Raw genomic sequence first — 15,315 nt, forward strand, 5'->3', positions numbered from 1 at the left:
GTGGCTTTGAACCCCCTCGAAGCATTATTTCCTCTAAGTTGAGCAATTACCAAAAAAGAATTAAAAGCAAGTCCCAGTCTTAAACCTTATCTCTTAGAGGTATTTGAAGAATGTTATCGAGATGGTCGGGAAATCGCTTCAACAAGATCGCAGATTCCCCTAGATATTTTTCCCATAACACCGATCGCTAATTTGGAACAGGTGTTGGATGAAAAGTGGCTTCCCTGCTAATAAATTATGCTTGATTTAATGTTTATCCACCCATGACAAAACCCCGCATTTATTACACGAAGCCCTCAATTACCGAACTAGAAGTCGAGTATGCAACAGATGCTGCCCGGAATGGCTGGGGCGATCGCTGCTATGAATATATCAGTCGCTTTGAAGAGGCATTTAAAGCACATCTCGGCGTGAAATACGCGATCGCAACTTCAAGTTGTACGGGTGCTTTACATATGGGCATGGCAGCTTTGGGCATTGGTGATGGCGATGAGGTGATTATGGCTGACACCAATTGGATTGCTACGGTTGCCCCTATTGTGCATTTGGGAGCAAAGCCTATATTTGTCGATATACTGTCCGATAGCTGGTGTATTGACCCCGATCTAGCTGAAGCTGCGATTACGCCACGAACTAAGGCAATTATTGCGGTTCATCTATATGGCAATTTATGCGATATGGATCGGCTACTTGCCATGGGTCAGAAGCATGGTATTCCTGTAATTGAAGATGCGGCTGAGGCGATCGGCTCTGTATATCACGGGAAACGCGCAGGTAGCATGGGTAAGTTTGGCAGCTTTTCTTTCCACGGTACAAAGACACTCACCACCGGCGAGGGAGGCATGTTTGTCACGAATGATGCTGACCTCTATGAAACTGTACTCACGCTTTCTAATCACGGACGTGCTAGAGGACAAACCAAGCAGTTCTGGGCAGATATGGTTGGTTTTAAATATAAAATGTCTAATATTCAAGCCGCGATCGGGTGCGCTCAAATGGAACGAATTGATGAGTTAATCCATCGAAAGCGAGAAATCCTCAAGTATTATCGTGAGAACTTAGAATGTTTGTCTGGTATATCGATGAACCCTGAACCAGCAGGAACAGCGAACGGTGCGTGGATGCCCACGATTGTCTTTGATAAGGAAACAGGCATTACCCGCGAACACTTACAAAAGGCTTTACATACCGAGAACATTGATGCACGCGTCTTTTTTCATCCCCTATCTAGTCTACCGATGTTTGTTGACAGACCAGGTAATCGGAATGCTTGGGATATTCCAAATCGTGCTATAAATCTTCCTAGCTATCATGACTTAACTTCCCAAGAATTATTAACTGTTTTAAACTGCCTTTTAAATTTTAAATTAATGTAGAGTGTCTTAACCCAAATGATACCCGATTTACTTACAGAAGCTCAAATTAAAGACTTTACTAATTGTGGATATCTAGTAATCAAGGGTTTCTACGATCGTCACCAAGAGATAGAGCCTATCCAATATGGAATATGGAAGATTCTTGGAATTCTTTTTGAAAAGTACAATATTAGCCTAGATCGAAAAAACTTCTCGCCTGAAACTTTTGACTATGGTTATCAGGAACTCATCGCTACAAATCGTAAATATGGTGGAGAAGTATATGACGCAGTAAAACAGATACCCGCTTTTATGAGATTTGTGAGTTTAGAGAAAAACGAGCAATTGTTTTCTCAGTTACGTAACACTGATATGCCTGCGATTGCAGCAGCAGGTTATGGCATCCGCATAGACAACCCTCATGAGGATGTGTATCGTGCTTTGTTGCATTACGAATATCGCGACCAATTGCGAAGTATTGACGGTATTGTGTTTTGGAGTCCATTGGTATCTATAACTCCTGATTTGGGACCAGTGCAAATTTGTCCTAAATCCCATCAAGGTGGTTTGCGTCGATCTTACTTACGAGATCCAGAAAATCCCGAAAAAACTGGTGCGTTTGCGATGCGAATAGAAAATGAAGCGGCTTTAATCGAGCAGTATGGATTTGTTGCACCACTTTCTGAACCCGGAGATTTAGTTTTAATGGACTTCCTCACTTTACACTCATCAGGTACTAACATGGGTAATAGATCCCGTTGGAGTATGCAGGTTCGATATTTTAACTTTAATCACCCAAGTGGACTTCACATTAATTGGAGTGGCTGTGTTGCGAATGGCAAGCAACTTAAAGATATTCACCCAGAATTAGTTATAGACAACTAACCATCCCAAAGCTAGAAGGTTTTATATGATCAAGTGCGCGTTAACTAAAAGAACTCTGCAAACACCTATTTACAAATCACAAAGTGATCGCTCGATTACCTCGCTAAGCCAAATATATAATGGGGCAACAGTTGTTTATCTTAATACTGATATCGGACACTTACAGACGAATGAAATAGAAAATATTGAGACTTATTATGACAAGCAGTATGAATTTTTTAATCAAAGTGAAGAAGATGATGTTTTGTATAAAGTAGTAGATGGCGAAAAGATTTTTAGACAACAACATCAAGTGGATACTTTAGTATCCAAGATTAAATTTGAATCTGGCATGAACGTTCTAGATTATGGTTGCGCTAAGGGCACTGTGATGAAGCGATTGAGCACTTTGAACCTGAATGTAATTCCTTATTTGTTTGATGTTAGCCAAATGTATGTACATCTGTGGGAAAAGTTTTTGCCATCAGATCGGTACGCTTCCTATCATCCTAAAGAAGAATGGAATGGCATCTTTGATGTAATCACCTCTTTCTTTGCATTTGAGCATACGCCAGACCCAATCAAAGAACTTCTTACTATTAAGAGTCTCTTAAAGCCAGATGGGATCTTTTACTGTATTGTCCCCAATGTTTTCGAGAACACTGGAGATTTTATTGTTGCCGATCATGTGCATCATTACAGTGAAGTTTCTCTGCGTTATATGTTTGCCAAGGCAGGTTTCCAGACTATTGAAGTGGACTCCCGATCTCATTTCGCGGCATTTATTGTTATTGGTAAAAATACTGATTATAACTCCATTCCCTACGAAATTCCTCAAGTAGATTTAGCCAATACCAATCAGGCATGTCTTGACATAGCTAATTATTGGGAAAATCTTCAATTAAAGATTGCCGATTTTGAACAAAAAACTGTCAATCAAGAAGCTGCAATTTATGGGGCAGGTGTGTATGGAAATTTCATTGCGACTTGTATTAGAGACCTTGACAATATCAAATGCTTTGTAGATCAAAATCCACTTTTAAAAGGGAAGACAATGCTTGGAAAACCGATATTACATCCTAGCGATCTACCATTAAAAATCACTAAACTTTATATTGGTTTAAATCCTAAAATTGCCCAAGCAGCTATAAGCAATATAGATGACTGGAAAAAATGCAATCACGAATATCTCTTTCTCTAAAAAATCCTTGTATTAATAGATAAGTATGTAAGTGGGATATTTGTAATTAATTGAACATGGATTTCGGATATTTAACAACCAATAAAAGAGTATGCGTCGTCTCGCAACCCATGTACTTTCCATGGGTGGGTTTGTTGGAACAGATTCGACTCAGCAACATATTTATCTTTTACGATGATGTGCAGTTTTCTCGTGGATCTTTTTCCAATCGCGTTCAAGTCAAGACTGCTGATGGTATGCGTTGGTTGACTGTACCTTTGCGCGATCGTCATCTTGGACAACTGATCAACGAAGTTCAGATCGATAACCGTAGTAACTGGCGGCATAAGCATCGCGAGTTGCTGAGTCAAGCCTATGCCAATACACCATATCTGGACGATATGCTAATGCTCGTCGATAGGGTTTTCGCAAATGATTTTAAATGTTTAGCTGATTTATCTAAGGCATCTATCCTTACTTTGGTTGACTATTTCGGTCTTGCAGACAATACCTCATTCCAAGATTCGTCGATGCTCCACATTCAAGGACACAGCTCGCAGCGTGTGATAGATTTATGTTTACATTTTAATGCCGAAATGTATCTGACAGGACATGGTGCTCGACACTATCTAGAACACGAACGTTTTGAGGCTCAAGGGATTGATGTAGCCTACATTGACTATAGTTTGCACTGCTATCCGCAGGAGCACGGAAAGTTCACTCCGTACGTAACGGCGCTCGACTTAGTAGCAAACTGTGGTAAGGAAGGAGCATCATGGATTGCTGGCATGCCAGTGTCGTGGCGGGAATTCATTGCCGACCAGCTAAATAAGGAGGAAATATTATGAAAGACTTGAACGCAGTGGCATCAGAATATCGTCCTAATGCGGCGACTGAACTTGAGAACGATCTGATACTGCATTGGTATCCCGAACGGGTTATGGCGCGTAGTGGGCAGGTGGCATCACTTCTGGAGTTAGGATTGGGACATGGGTTTACCGCTAAACTTTTTGCTAGATCCTGCTCAAGGCATGTGATTGTTGAAGGTGCCTCGACTGTGATCGAACAGTTTAGACATGCACACCCAGATTTCACTGGGGAGCTTGTCTTTGACTATTTCGAGACATTTAACCCGAAGGAGCAATTTGATGTGATTGTGATGGGTTTTATTCTAGAACATGTCGATGATCCAGACTTGCTGCTTATACGCTATCGAGCATTCCTCAAGCCGGGAGGGAAGATGTACGTGGCTGTGCCTAATGCTATGTCTCTCAACCGTCGACTTGGTCTGGAGCTTGGTTTGATCGACGACATTTATAGCCTCAATGCCAACGATGTCGCACAGGGGCATCAGCGGCAATACTGCCGTAATACTTTAAGAAAAGTTTTGAGTAAAGCAAGATATCGTATTACTCACGAAGAAGGGATCTACCTCAAGCCTCTTCCACTTGCGGTGCTCAAGACCTTACCAGACTTTCGAGCTAATCTTGATGCCATGCTAAAAGTGGGAATTGAGTTTCCTGATTTATGTGTGGGGTTGCTGATGGAGGTCGTGCCTGAATGATATCTGCAAATATCGGCGAAGGTGCGCGGAACTCTACAATAACCGTTCTTGTAACGGGCGTTGGTGCCATTATTGGTCAGGGTATTATCAAGAGCCTTCGGCGATCGCACTACCCATTACGCATCGTAGGGATTGATCGTAGTGATCAATCGCCAGGTCCATTACTATGCGATGTCTTCCACAAGAAGCCAATATGTGATGAATTAGAGCCAACTTACCTCGACTTTTGGAATGAGATATTGCAGAAAGAAGGTGTAGATATTGTCTTGCCCGGATTGGAACTTGACGTGTTTTTCCTCAATGGACAGCGGGACTTGCTAAAGCAGGCAGGTGCTCGTCTCGCCCTGAATCATCATAATCTGATTGAACTTTCAACTGACAAGTGGCAATTGGGTGAAGAGCTTACAAGACATGGACTGCCATGCATCCCAACGAGGTTAATTGTAGATAGCTGGCAAGACGCGGTCTCGCAGCTTGGAACTCCGCCATTACTTTTGAAACCTCGACGGGGAAATGGTTCGCGTGGGATTGTGCGACTTTGTGATGAAACTGATTTCCACTATTGGTATAGGCGCAATAATGTAAAGGACGCTTGGTTGTTACAACGCATTGTTGGCGATGATAACGAAGAATATACTGTCGGTCTCTTTGGTTTAGGGAATGGACAGGCACTGCCTTCCATTACTTTTCGTCGTCGCTTGTCTACTGCTGGCAACACTCAGGCAGCAGTTGTTGTTGACGATCCAGTCATAGAGGCTTTTGTACAGAGCCTTACGAAGTTATTCCAGCCACTTGGACCAACTAATTTTCAATTTCGCAAAGAGGGAGAGGGCGCGTATCTATTGGAAATAAATCCACGCTTTTCCAGTAGTACCTCGCTGCGAGCAGCTTTTGGCTATAATGAGGCAGAGATGTCTCTAGATTTTTTTCTGTTTGACAAAATTCCAGAAAGTCCCCAGATCCGCTACGGTATGGCTTGGCGCTATAGTGAAGACTTCGTTACCTATGATTGCGATCCTATCTGATATTCATAGCAATTTGTCTGCCCTCCAAGCAGCGCTTAGCGATGCAGTGGAGCGAGGATGTACTCGCTTTATCTCTCTTGGCGATGTTGCTGGTTATCACGCTCAAACAGGAGAATGCATTGATCTCCTCATGGCACATAACGCAATCAATATTATGGGAAATCACGATAGCTATTTGGTTCATGGCTCGTTTTGCCCGCGTTCAAGCATTGTATCCAGTATTATCAAGTATCAGATGTCTATCATAACCACCGAGCAAAAGACTTGGCTAAGTCAGTCTTTACCGTCTTATCGCGAGGGGGGAAATTATTTTTTGCATGGAGGACCTGACGATCTGCAAGATCAGTATCTTTATACAATATCTGAGCAAATCATCCCGAATGGTGTTGTGAATTTATTTGCTGGGCATACGCATGTACAGAGTTTGGTACGCTTTAGTCAAAAACGCTTTTGTAATCCAGGTTCAGTAGGGCAGCCACGCGACGGGGATTGTCGCGCGGCGTACGCTATTCTCAAAGAAGAGGAGATTACTCTGTACCGAGTTCCTTATGATATTGACCGCACTGCTGATGCGATGAAACTTGCTGGTTTTTCAGCCATGCATTACGAGAACCTATATGTCGGTGCGCAAATCGGTGGTCGGGTTGATCAGATCAAGATAGAAATAGGAGAATAAATTGGATCCGATTAGGCAATTCCAAACCCAAGTTCAAAAAAATGTCACATTCCTTGGCGACAACCAAAAATTATTTCAACTTTCGCTTGAGTGGATGATGTCCGTAGGCGAGGGAAACTACAGTTATAATTTTGCTTGGCTTGGTAGACCTATCATCCAGTACCCGCAAGATATTTGTGCTATGCAGGAGCTGATCTGGAAGGTTCAGCCTGATCTCATTATTGAAACAGGTATTGCCCATGGTGGGTCACTAATTTTTAGTGCCTCAATGCTGGCACTGTTAGATTACTGTGAGGCACAGCAAAACGGCACAGTTTTAGATCCTGCTCAGCCAAATCGCAAAGTCGTCGGAATTGATATTGATATTCGATCTCATAATCGTCGAGAGATCGAAGCCCATCCAATGTCCTCTCGTATTCAGATGATTGAAGGTTCTAGTATCGATCCTCAAATCATCGAGCAGGTATATGCGATCAAGAAAAACTTTCAGCGTATCCTAGTTTGCTTAGATAGCAATCACACCCACGATCATGTTCTAGCTGAGCTCGAAGCCTACGCGCCCCTAACCTCCCTTGGCAGTTACTGTATTGTCTTAGATACTGCAATCGAGGATTGCCCAGCTGATATTTTTAGCGATCGCCCTTGGGGTGTGGGAAATAATCCAAAAACAGCAGTGTGGGAATACTTAAAAACTCATCCTGAGTTTGAAATTGACAAAAGCATTCAGCATAAACTGCTGATTACAGTTGCCCCAGACGGTTATTTAAAACGGGTTCAATCATGAAAAATTCCTGAGGCAAAGCTATTAGATGATGTTCTTGAAATAATCAATAAGAAGTATGAAACAGCCTTTTTTGTATCAGATACTTACGCCCCAAGGGGCGGGGCATCTACCCTCGAAGGGATTGAAAATTGGTCAGCATCGTCTCAAACGGCAGCACTAAAGAATAGTCAAATAAGTGTCAACAGTCTCCGATGGCAAAACCCTCAAAGTTTGATTTTGCAAATCTGGTTCCAATCCCAACATTTCCAAAGGAATTACACCCAATAAAGCATCACCGCCCTTTGGTAACTCTAAACATTCAAAAGTTCCCTCTCTTCCATGCAAAAAAATTGTTGCATCTCTATAAATTTTTGCCTTGCCAAGCCCCATTGCTGTTGCCACATCAACCTCTTTTAGTAGCTCTAAGCCTAATTTCTCGATAATTTCTGACGGTAAACATAAAGTTGTTGCGCCAGTGTCAACTAGTACCTGATCGATGTCGATCGATCGTACTTGCTCATCAGGAATTAAGTTTCTTTTTGCCAAAAACTGATCGCCACGATTGGTCACAGTCAGTTTTGTATAAACTTTACCCATTGTTTTTGTCAAATTAAGTATAGAAGCCATAACGAATACACCTCAAAAATAATGGCTGAAAAATCCCTGAACCTATTTAATTTTCGTTCCTAAATCATTTTTTGCTCTTAAATGTTTTACTAACCGATCCGTGGACTGGCATTCAGATTTTGCCCTTAGGGTAGATGGGTGTACACTATGCTATCGCACTTACAAAGAGTGAAGCGATCGCTCTGAAGATTTGAATTGGCGAAATTACCTGCCGCGATCGCTAAACTTATTTTCCTACTTAAACCTGAAATATTAAGATATTTTGGCGGAAAAGAGTATTGAGTCATAATTATCTATTGAGTGCATCAGGAGAAACCCTATGGCAGCAATCACCGCACGCGAACTTGAGATGCAAATGCCCGATGCTAGTAAGCTCTTGAGTGATGAACCTGAAATGGAAAGTTCTTTGCATTATATGCAGTTGTTATTACTTGTTACCTGTTTAGAATGGGCTTGGCAAGAACGAGACGACTTTTTTATTGGTGCAAATCTAACCATTTATTTCAGCCGCCAGCAGCTAAAAAATAAGGACTTTCGCGGACCAGATTTTTTCTTGGTTAAAAATACGACTAGAGCGCCTCGTAACTCATGGGTTGTATGGGAAGAAGATGGGCAATATCCCGATTTGATTATTGAGCTTCTGTCTGATTCCACTGCGAGCGTCGATCGCAAGTTAAAACGAGATTTGTATTCTGAAAGATTTCACACGCCCGAATATTTTTACTTTTCGCCAGAAACATTAGAATTTGCTGGTTTTCGGTTAGATCTGAATCGGTATAATCCAATTACTCCTAACGCGCAAGGCTGGATTTGGAGTGAAGTACTTGGCTTGTTTTTAGGTGTGCATGAACGAGAATTGCGCTATTTTTCCCTAGAAGGTGTTTTAGTGCCTACGCTTCAAGAATTTGCCCAAAATGAGATCAAAAAAGTTAAGCAAGAACGCCAGAATGCCGAGCAAGAACGTCAGATTGCCGAGCAGGAACGTCAGATTGCCGAGCAGGAACGTCAGATTGCTGAGCAAGAACGTCAGATTGCTATACAACAGGCAAATCGGGCTGAACAAGCCGAAGCGAAGTTGCATGAGTTGCAAGAAAGAATACGATCGCTTGGCATTTCTGATGAATAGGGATATACGAATTCCTCCAGACCTGAGCTAGAAGTCGTTGGTTTCCCGATCTAAAAATCTATGAATCTTACCCATGAATAATGTAGCAATTTTAAAGGCAGAAAACCTGTCAAAAGCTTTTGGCGGGATTAAGGCAGTCCAAAATGCTCGCATTGAGGTGCCGACAGGGAGCATTACGGGGCTGATTGGTCCCAATGGTGCGGGTAAGACGACATTCTTTAATTTATTGTCTAATTTTCTCAAACCCGATCTCGGTACGGTGCAACTTATGGGTGTGCCAATTCAGGGTAAACCACCCCATGCGATCGCGCAGTTGGGCATGGTCAGGACTTTTCAAGTACCACGCGTGCTCTCGCGTCTTTCCGTACTTGAGAATATGTTGCTTGCCGCTCAAGGTCAAATCGGTGAGAAATTTTGGAATGCTTGGTTTCAGGCAACCAAGATCGCTGAGCAAGAACGTCAAAATCGTGAAAAAGCGAGGCATATTCTTGAATCGATTGGCATGATTCACATGGCAGGCAACTACGCAGGTTCTCTTTCGGGAGGGCAGCGTAAGTTGCTAGAGATTGGTAGGGCTTTGATGAGCGATCCGAAGTTGATTTTATTGGACGAACCCGCCGCAGGCGTGAATCCTGCTCTGATCGAAGAGATCTGCGGTCACATTCAGCAATGGAACCAATCGGGTTTGAGTTTTTTGATCATCGAGCACAATATGGATGTGATTATGTCTCTGTGCGATCGCGTTTGGGTGTTGGCAGAAGGTCGCTATCTCGCAGATGGTACGCCTGAGGAAGTTTGTTGCAATCCCCAAGTTCTAGAAGCCTATTTAGGTAGCGGTTAGGGACTTACTTGATATCATGTCGATAAGCTCAACGTTGTCTGAGCGAAGGTCAGTGAGCGTTGTCAAACTGAGTCGAAGCCAATTAGTAGATGGATAACTGGATTGCTGAATTCTGATTTTATCAGAGTGAACTGTTAGCGTGAATTGCCAGGGACAGCCACTAAAATGAGTCTATGACTACATCCCCTAAACCAGAAGAGCTCACCAAGCTAAAAGCCGATCTGCATCGGCTGCTCGATCGCCTGCCCGAACTTGAAAATAATGACTTAATTCAATCGTCTTTAGAGGCGATCGCACTTCTCAGTCAAAATCCCACCGAACGTCTCGACTGGAAGCTGATTTCAGGCTCTTTGCAAGATTTTCAGAAAGCGATCGCTCTGTTTCACCCCCATGCTAGTACTCGCAAAGTGAGTATTTTTGGCTCTGCTCGCACTTTACCTACAACTCCAGAATATCAACAGGCGATCGACTTTGCGCAGTGCATTAGCGCAAAGGGCTTTATGGTGATTACGGGCGGTGGTGGTGGCATTATGGCAGCGGGCAATCAGGGGGCAGGAAAGGAGCATTCTTTTGGGCTAAATATTTCTTTGCCATTTGAGCAGGTTGCCAATGGTTATGTGAATGACAAGTTCATGAACTTTAAGTACTTTTTCACGCGCAAGTTATTTTTCTTGAAAGAAAGTGATGCGATCGCTTTATTCCCCGGCGGATTTGGGACTCAAGATGAATTTTTTGAATGCCTCACGCTCTGCCAAACGGGAAAAGCGACACCTAGACCACTTGTACTCATTGACAAACCGGGTGGCGACTATTGGCAACAATGGGATGCATACATTCAAAAGCACTTGTTGACGAGAGGTCTAATTACTGAAGGCGATCTCAATTTGTATGTGATTACCGACAAAGTCGAGCGAGCTTGTCAGGCAATTCATGACTTTTATAAGGTCTATCACTCCAGCCGCTGGGTGAAAAATCTATTTGTCGTGCGGCTCAACTTTGATATTTCCGATGCTCACCTAGATCGACTCAATCAAAATTTTAGCGATGTCTTAGTTCAGGGACGTATCCAGCGTAGTGCGGCTTTACCCCAAGAAAAGAGGGAACCTCACATTCTGTCGTTACCCCGATTGGTGATGTATTTTAACCAGCGTAACTACGGTCGCCTTCAGCAGCTAATTCTGGAAATTAATCAAACCTGTGACGATGAAATCTTGTGCCATTCTGAATATCATCCTGAAAGCAAATAGACCTTTTGGGTAGTCTTCTGAACATGAATTGGTCAATATGTTGGCAAAATCTCAAGCAAAGTGTTAATGGTAGAACCACGTCGCCTAGCTGGGCAAAATATCCGTCGCTTAGCGGCTAAAAGACGGTTCAAAGCAATGGGGTCATTTATCTCGGCCGGTTTAATAATTGTTGCCCCGGTCATCCTATTCAAAATTCTGGAAAACTTTCTAAAGCAGACTTTTCTGCTAACGTCAAAAGTCCAGTTTTCCCTGTTTCAATTTTCTGCATTTATTTTTCCAATCCTCTTTATCCTTGTAGCTTTGGGCTTAGCTTTCAATGGTGTTTACCTATGGCAGCAAGCAGATCGTGCCGATCGCGGGGCTAAAGGCGAAGAAGATGTGGCAAAGGAGATGGAGCCACTAGAGCGAGAAAGTTGGCAGATTGAATACGGCATGTTGTTGGCAGGGAGATTGGGAGATGCAGATATTCTTTGTATTTCCCCTCAAAGTCGCGCCTATGTGGTCGATGTGAAATCTCACCGAGGTGAAGTTATTATGGATGGCAATCAATTATCCCGTCGGATGGGAAAGGCAACATACAAATTTGAAAAAGATTTTCTCGAATGCTCGATGAAACAGGCTTTGCAAGTTAAAAAACAAAAGGGACTGAACTTTGTCACCCCGATTGTAGTTTTTTCGGATGCCAAGGTATCGGTTACGGCAGGAAAACACCGAGGGGTGCATGTGGTTGAGAAATTAAGACTCGTATCACTTCTACGTTCGTTAGGGTAAGGTAAATTAACGCGATCCAAAATTCAGAGCGAAAAAATTCCAACGACTAACGGCGGTAATATCGCATGAATTGATCGACTCCTCTAGCGATCGCAGTGCCCATACGTTCTTGGTAGGCTGGATTATTCAGATTGGCCGCATCTCTGGGATTTGTGACAAACCCCGTCTCCACCAAAATAGCAGGCATCGTGGTATTTCGAATCACATAAAATCTTGCCGATCTAACACCACGATCGATCGCACCTGTCCCAGCTATGACTTGTTGATGCACAGCGCTGGCAAGCTGCTGTCCTAAAACAGCTCCAGGTGCATAATAGGTTTCTATTCCACTAATTTCGTCTGCCCTAGATGCCAAAGAGTTAGCATGAACGCTGACAAATACATCGCCTCTAACATTTTCAGCCATTTGGACGCGCGGTTCTAAGTCCAAGTCAATATCACCCGTTCGGGTATAAACCACAGAGTAGCCCATCTGTTGTAAGGCGCGACCTAGTTGAAACGCGATCGGCAAAACGACATTCTTTTCATAAATTCCATTCCCGATCGCCCCCACATCAGGTCCGCCATGCCCGGGATCGATGACTACTAAGCCTCTGCCTCGATTGGACGGTACAGAAGCTGAAGGTATGGTTGTCGGAGTAGGTATGGTTGAAGATGGAATTTGACCAATTGTGCCACCCTTAGGACGGTACAGAGACAGCGATACTTGCCTCGCGCTCCCACTACCAACATCTTGCAAACGCCAGCCTGCTGTCGTTTGAATCCCAATCAATACTGAATTTCCCACTTGTGTCATCCGAATCCGCTCTAGCGGACTATTGGCACTGAGTGTTGGCTTTTGCAGTTGAGCGGAAATGCGGGCAGGCGTAATTGTGAGATTGTAAGTATTGGAAGTGGGATCTTGACTACCACGATAGGTAAATCCCTGATCTGCCTGAATAATTAACTGCCCAGAGCTTGTCACCACCAAAGCTTGAATCGTTGCAGGTATTGCTGTACTTGCGACCCCACCGTTGGATATTAATTGGGGTGAAGGCTGAGGTGTGGGAGTTGTCGCACCAGTAGGCTTTAAAACCAACATCCCACTTGCAGGATTAAAAGTACTTCGCCAAGCCGTATTCGCTGTATTGGGATCTAAATCGAAGACGAGACGTGCGATCGCAGGGCTTTGCTGAAACTGAGCAACCCTTACTTGCTTCACCCCATAGCGATTTAAAGGGATGACTGAACCATGCATCTCTGATGCAACTTCCGTTCCCTGTAGATCGACAATCATGCGATCGGGGTTCGCAACCCGCCACATATTTACTTGAGGATTGCCATTAATCAGCAACAATAATCCATCAGGTGAAGCCTGAACTCCCCTAAGCCTGAACCCGTTATTTAAACTAGTCGGATTTATCTGAGCTTGAAGTACAGACTCTTCAGCCACTGGATTAACTCTGGACTGAGCTAAAACTGCTGAAGTGCCACAACAATATCCAACGAGGCAAAAACTAATGCCAAACCAAAGCTGCTTATATTTCAATACAGTACTCCCATGTGAAAATTCAGAGAGCCATTAGGGAAACTTTAAGACAGCAATTCTACAGGAGAGAGCGACACATTTTCCACTGATGGCACTTTGCCTAGCCAGCGACTAGAAACCTGAGCAAACTGCTCGGGATCGCCACTGACGTAAAACTTCGTTAGATTTCGATTCCCTGCACTCCTACCTTCACTATGACGTAAGCCTAAAATATCCAGTTCCTGCATGGCTGCCTTGACAACGTACTTGGCTGGGTCGATAAACCTTACATGAGCAGGCACGATCTGTCGCAAAATATCCTTGAGATGAGGATAATGCGTGCAACCAAACACCAACGTATCGATTTTCGCTTTCAGTAAAGGCGTCAGATATTCACTGGCAACTTGCAAAGTGTAAGGATCGTTAATTCGATTTGACTCAATCAGCGGCACAAACTCGGGACAATCAACTTGCCAAACCTCAGCTTGTGGAGAACTCTCAAGCATGGCTTGAGTATATGCCCCACTGTTTACTGTTGCAGTTGTCGCAATTACCCCAATCCGTTTGCCTTTCTTCACAGCAGCTCTTGCTCCGGGCAAGATCAACCCTAAAATTGGTAGGTCAAACTCCCGTCGTACAACATCTAATGCCAGAGCAGAACTGGTGTTACAAGCCATAATCACCATCTTGACTGACTGAGACTGCATCCAGACCAAAATTTGGCGGACATACTCAATAATTTCTGATTGTGTCCGCTTGCCATAGGGCAAACGGGCTGTATCACCAAAATAAATAATTGACTCTTGCGGTAACTGGCGATGCATTTCTTGTAGTACTGTTAGCCCCCCTACCCCACTATCAAAAACACCGATAGGATACTGTGTATCATGCTTGTACGTTAGCATTTCGCTTCGCTGATTTGAAAACATTCACTTCCTCACACATCACACTGCTCACAGTAAAGCATAATTTTCAAAATGTTCATATTCACTTAGCTAGTTTGTGTCGAGCTAATGACGCTAGCCCAATCGGTGAATGAATCATGTCATTAAAGTTGGAAGGGTTCAGAAGCCACTTATACTTAACTTTAAGTACATTTACTGCTCTCTTAAATAAAGAGCTAAAACACTTTAGGAGTATCTAAGTAATTTTTATGGATTTATCGCGGATTCCTGCTCAACCTAAGCCCGGCATTCTTAATGTCCTGATCGAAATTCCTGCGGGCAGTAAAAATAAATATGAGTTTGATAAAGACCTCAATGCTTTCGCACTCGATCGCGTGCTTTATTCATCCGTACAGTATCCCTACGATTACGGCTTTGTCCCGAACACCCTAGGTGATGATGGCGATCCCCTTGATGGCATGGTGATTATGGATCAGCCCACATTTCCTGGCTGTGTAATTCCTGCACGTCCGATCGGCATGCTGATCATGATTGACGGTGGCGATCGCGACGAAAAAATTCTTTGTGTGCCCGACAAAGACCCTCGGTATGCCAACGTTAAAACCTTGTCAGATATTTCTCAGCATCGTCTTGATGAAATTGCCGAGTTTTTCCGTAGCTATAAAAATCTAGAGAAAAAAGTAACCGAGATTAAAGGCTGGGAAGGCGTAGAAGCGGTAAATGCACTTGTTGCTAAAGGCATAGAAGCTGGGTTTGGTAAATAGCCACGGGATTCAAAGCTTTGTCTGCTAACCGTTACAAGCTATTCCAAAAAAACATTTAAAAAAGGGGTTGACAAGCCCGAGAAAGTTAGGTAGCCTAGTA

16 protein-coding genes and 1 pseudogene are annotated in these 15,315 nt (G+C 43.4%); 14 read left to right on the top strand and 3 right to left on the bottom strand.

The annotated features are described in order from the left end of the window. Nucleotides 1–54: 54 nt before the first annotated feature. The 9 genes and pseudogenes from V2H45_RS25730 to V2H45_RS21675 all read left to right on the top strand — a co-directional run. Nucleotides 55–231: pseudogene (locus V2H45_RS25730) on the top strand (DUF29 family protein); the annotation flags it as partial. A 32-nt stretch (nucleotides 232–263) separates the two neighbouring features. Continuing rightward, nucleotides 264–1,376, top strand: a complete 1,113-nt coding sequence (locus tag V2H45_RS21640) for a DegT/DnrJ/EryC1/StrS family aminotransferase (RefSeq protein ID WP_330485766.1) — start codon at nucleotides 264–266, stop codon at nucleotides 1,374–1,376. A 15-nt stretch (nucleotides 1,377–1,391) separates the two neighbouring features. After that, nucleotides 1,392–2,240, top strand: coding sequence for a phytanoyl-CoA dioxygenase family protein (locus V2H45_RS21645; protein WP_330485767.1), 849 nt, complete (start codon nucleotides 1,392–1,394; stop codon nucleotides 2,238–2,240). Between the two features lie 25 nt (nucleotides 2,241–2,265). Continuing rightward, nucleotides 2,266–3,420, top strand: coding sequence for a class I SAM-dependent methyltransferase (locus V2H45_RS21650; RefSeq protein WP_330485768.1), 1,155 nt, complete (start codon nucleotides 2,266–2,268; stop codon nucleotides 3,418–3,420). Nucleotides 3,421–3,530: 110 nt separating this feature from the next. Continuing rightward, a complete protein-coding gene (locus tag V2H45_RS21655) occupies nucleotides 3,531–4,247 on the top strand; it encodes a WbqC family protein (RefSeq protein WP_330485769.1) in 717 nt (238 codons plus the stop codon). Then, complete coding sequence (locus V2H45_RS21660) at nucleotides 4,244–4,963, top strand: class I SAM-dependent methyltransferase (RefSeq protein ID WP_330485770.1); 720 nt, start codon at nucleotides 4,244–4,246, stop codon at nucleotides 4,961–4,963. The genes V2H45_RS21655 and V2H45_RS21660 overlap by 4 nt, the downstream gene beginning before the upstream one ends. Continuing rightward, the gene (locus V2H45_RS21665; protein WP_330485771.1) at nucleotides 4,960–5,988 is read left to right on the top strand and encodes an ATP-grasp domain-containing protein; all 1,029 of its coding nucleotides are present in this window, start codon (nucleotides 4,960–4,962) and stop codon (nucleotides 5,986–5,988) included. The genes V2H45_RS21660 and V2H45_RS21665 overlap by 4 nt, the downstream gene beginning before the upstream one ends. Next, a complete protein-coding gene (locus V2H45_RS21670; RefSeq protein WP_330485772.1) occupies nucleotides 5,969–6,664 on the top strand; it encodes a metallophosphoesterase family protein in 696 nt (231 codons plus the stop codon). Before V2H45_RS21665 ends, V2H45_RS21670 begins: the two co-directional genes overlap by 20 nt. Before the next feature lies 1 nt (nucleotide 6,665). Beyond that, entirely contained in the window at nucleotides 6,666–7,448 is a 783-nt protein-coding gene (locus V2H45_RS21675) for a cephalosporin hydroxylase family protein (RefSeq protein WP_330485773.1), read from the top strand. A 156-nt stretch (nucleotides 7,449–7,604) separates the two neighbouring features. Here V2H45_RS21675 and V2H45_RS21680 read toward each other — a convergent pair whose 3' ends face one another. Continuing rightward, nucleotides 7,605–8,054: a retroviral-like aspartic protease family protein gene (locus tag V2H45_RS21680; RefSeq protein ID WP_330485774.1), complete on the bottom strand. Its 450-nt coding sequence runs from the start codon at nucleotides 8,052–8,054 to the stop codon at nucleotides 7,605–7,607. A 319-nt stretch (nucleotides 8,055–8,373) separates the two neighbouring features. On the opposite strand from V2H45_RS21680, the gene V2H45_RS21685 reads away from it, so the two are divergent. From V2H45_RS21685 to V2H45_RS21700, 4 genes are all read left to right on the top strand, one after another. Continuing rightward, nucleotides 8,374–9,180: a Uma2 family endonuclease gene (locus V2H45_RS21685; protein WP_330485775.1), complete on the top strand. Its 807-nt coding sequence runs from the start codon at nucleotides 8,374–8,376 to the stop codon at nucleotides 9,178–9,180. Nucleotides 9,181–9,253: 73 nt separating this feature from the next. Continuing rightward, nucleotides 9,254–10,021, top strand: a complete 768-nt coding sequence (locus tag V2H45_RS21690; RefSeq protein ID WP_330485776.1) for an ABC transporter ATP-binding protein — start codon at nucleotides 9,254–9,256, stop codon at nucleotides 10,019–10,021. Between the two features lie 173 nt (nucleotides 10,022–10,194). Beyond that, nucleotides 10,195–11,268 carry an LOG family protein gene (locus V2H45_RS21695; RefSeq protein ID WP_330485777.1) on the top strand — a complete coding sequence of 358 codons (1,074 nt, stop codon included), beginning with the start codon at nucleotides 10,195–10,197 and terminating at the stop codon, nucleotides 11,266–11,268. Nucleotides 11,269–11,334: 66 nt separating this feature from the next. Then, on the top strand, nucleotides 11,335–12,039 hold the full coding sequence (locus V2H45_RS21700) for a nuclease-related domain-containing protein (RefSeq protein ID WP_330485778.1): 705 nt from the start codon (nucleotides 11,335–11,337) through the stop codon (nucleotides 12,037–12,039). 46 nt (nucleotides 12,040–12,085) lie between these two features. Here the strand turns inward: V2H45_RS21700 and V2H45_RS21705 are convergent, their stop codons facing one another. Continuing rightward, nucleotides 12,086–13,567, bottom strand: coding sequence for an N-acetylmuramoyl-L-alanine amidase (locus V2H45_RS21705; RefSeq protein ID WP_330485779.1), 1,482 nt, complete (start codon nucleotides 13,565–13,567; stop codon nucleotides 12,086–12,088). 44 nt (nucleotides 13,568–13,611) lie between these two features. After that, nucleotides 13,612–14,451 (bottom strand): glutamate racemase, encoded by an 840-nt coding sequence (gene murI, locus V2H45_RS21710; protein ID WP_330485780.1) that lies wholly within the window; start codon nucleotides 14,449–14,451, stop codon nucleotides 13,612–13,614. Nucleotides 14,452–14,699: 248 nt separating this feature from the next. On the opposite strand from murI, the gene V2H45_RS21715 reads away from it, so the two are divergent. Continuing rightward, nucleotides 14,700–15,215, top strand: coding sequence for an inorganic diphosphatase (locus V2H45_RS21715; protein ID WP_330485781.1), 516 nt, complete (start codon nucleotides 14,700–14,702; stop codon nucleotides 15,213–15,215). Nucleotides 15,216–15,315: the final 100 nt, after the last annotated feature.

The sequence above is a fragment of the Tumidithrix elongata BACA0141 genome, assembly GCF_036349135.1.
Lineage (GTDB): Bacteria > Cyanobacteriota > Cyanobacteriia > Pseudanabaenales > Pseudanabaenaceae > Tumidithrix > Tumidithrix elongata.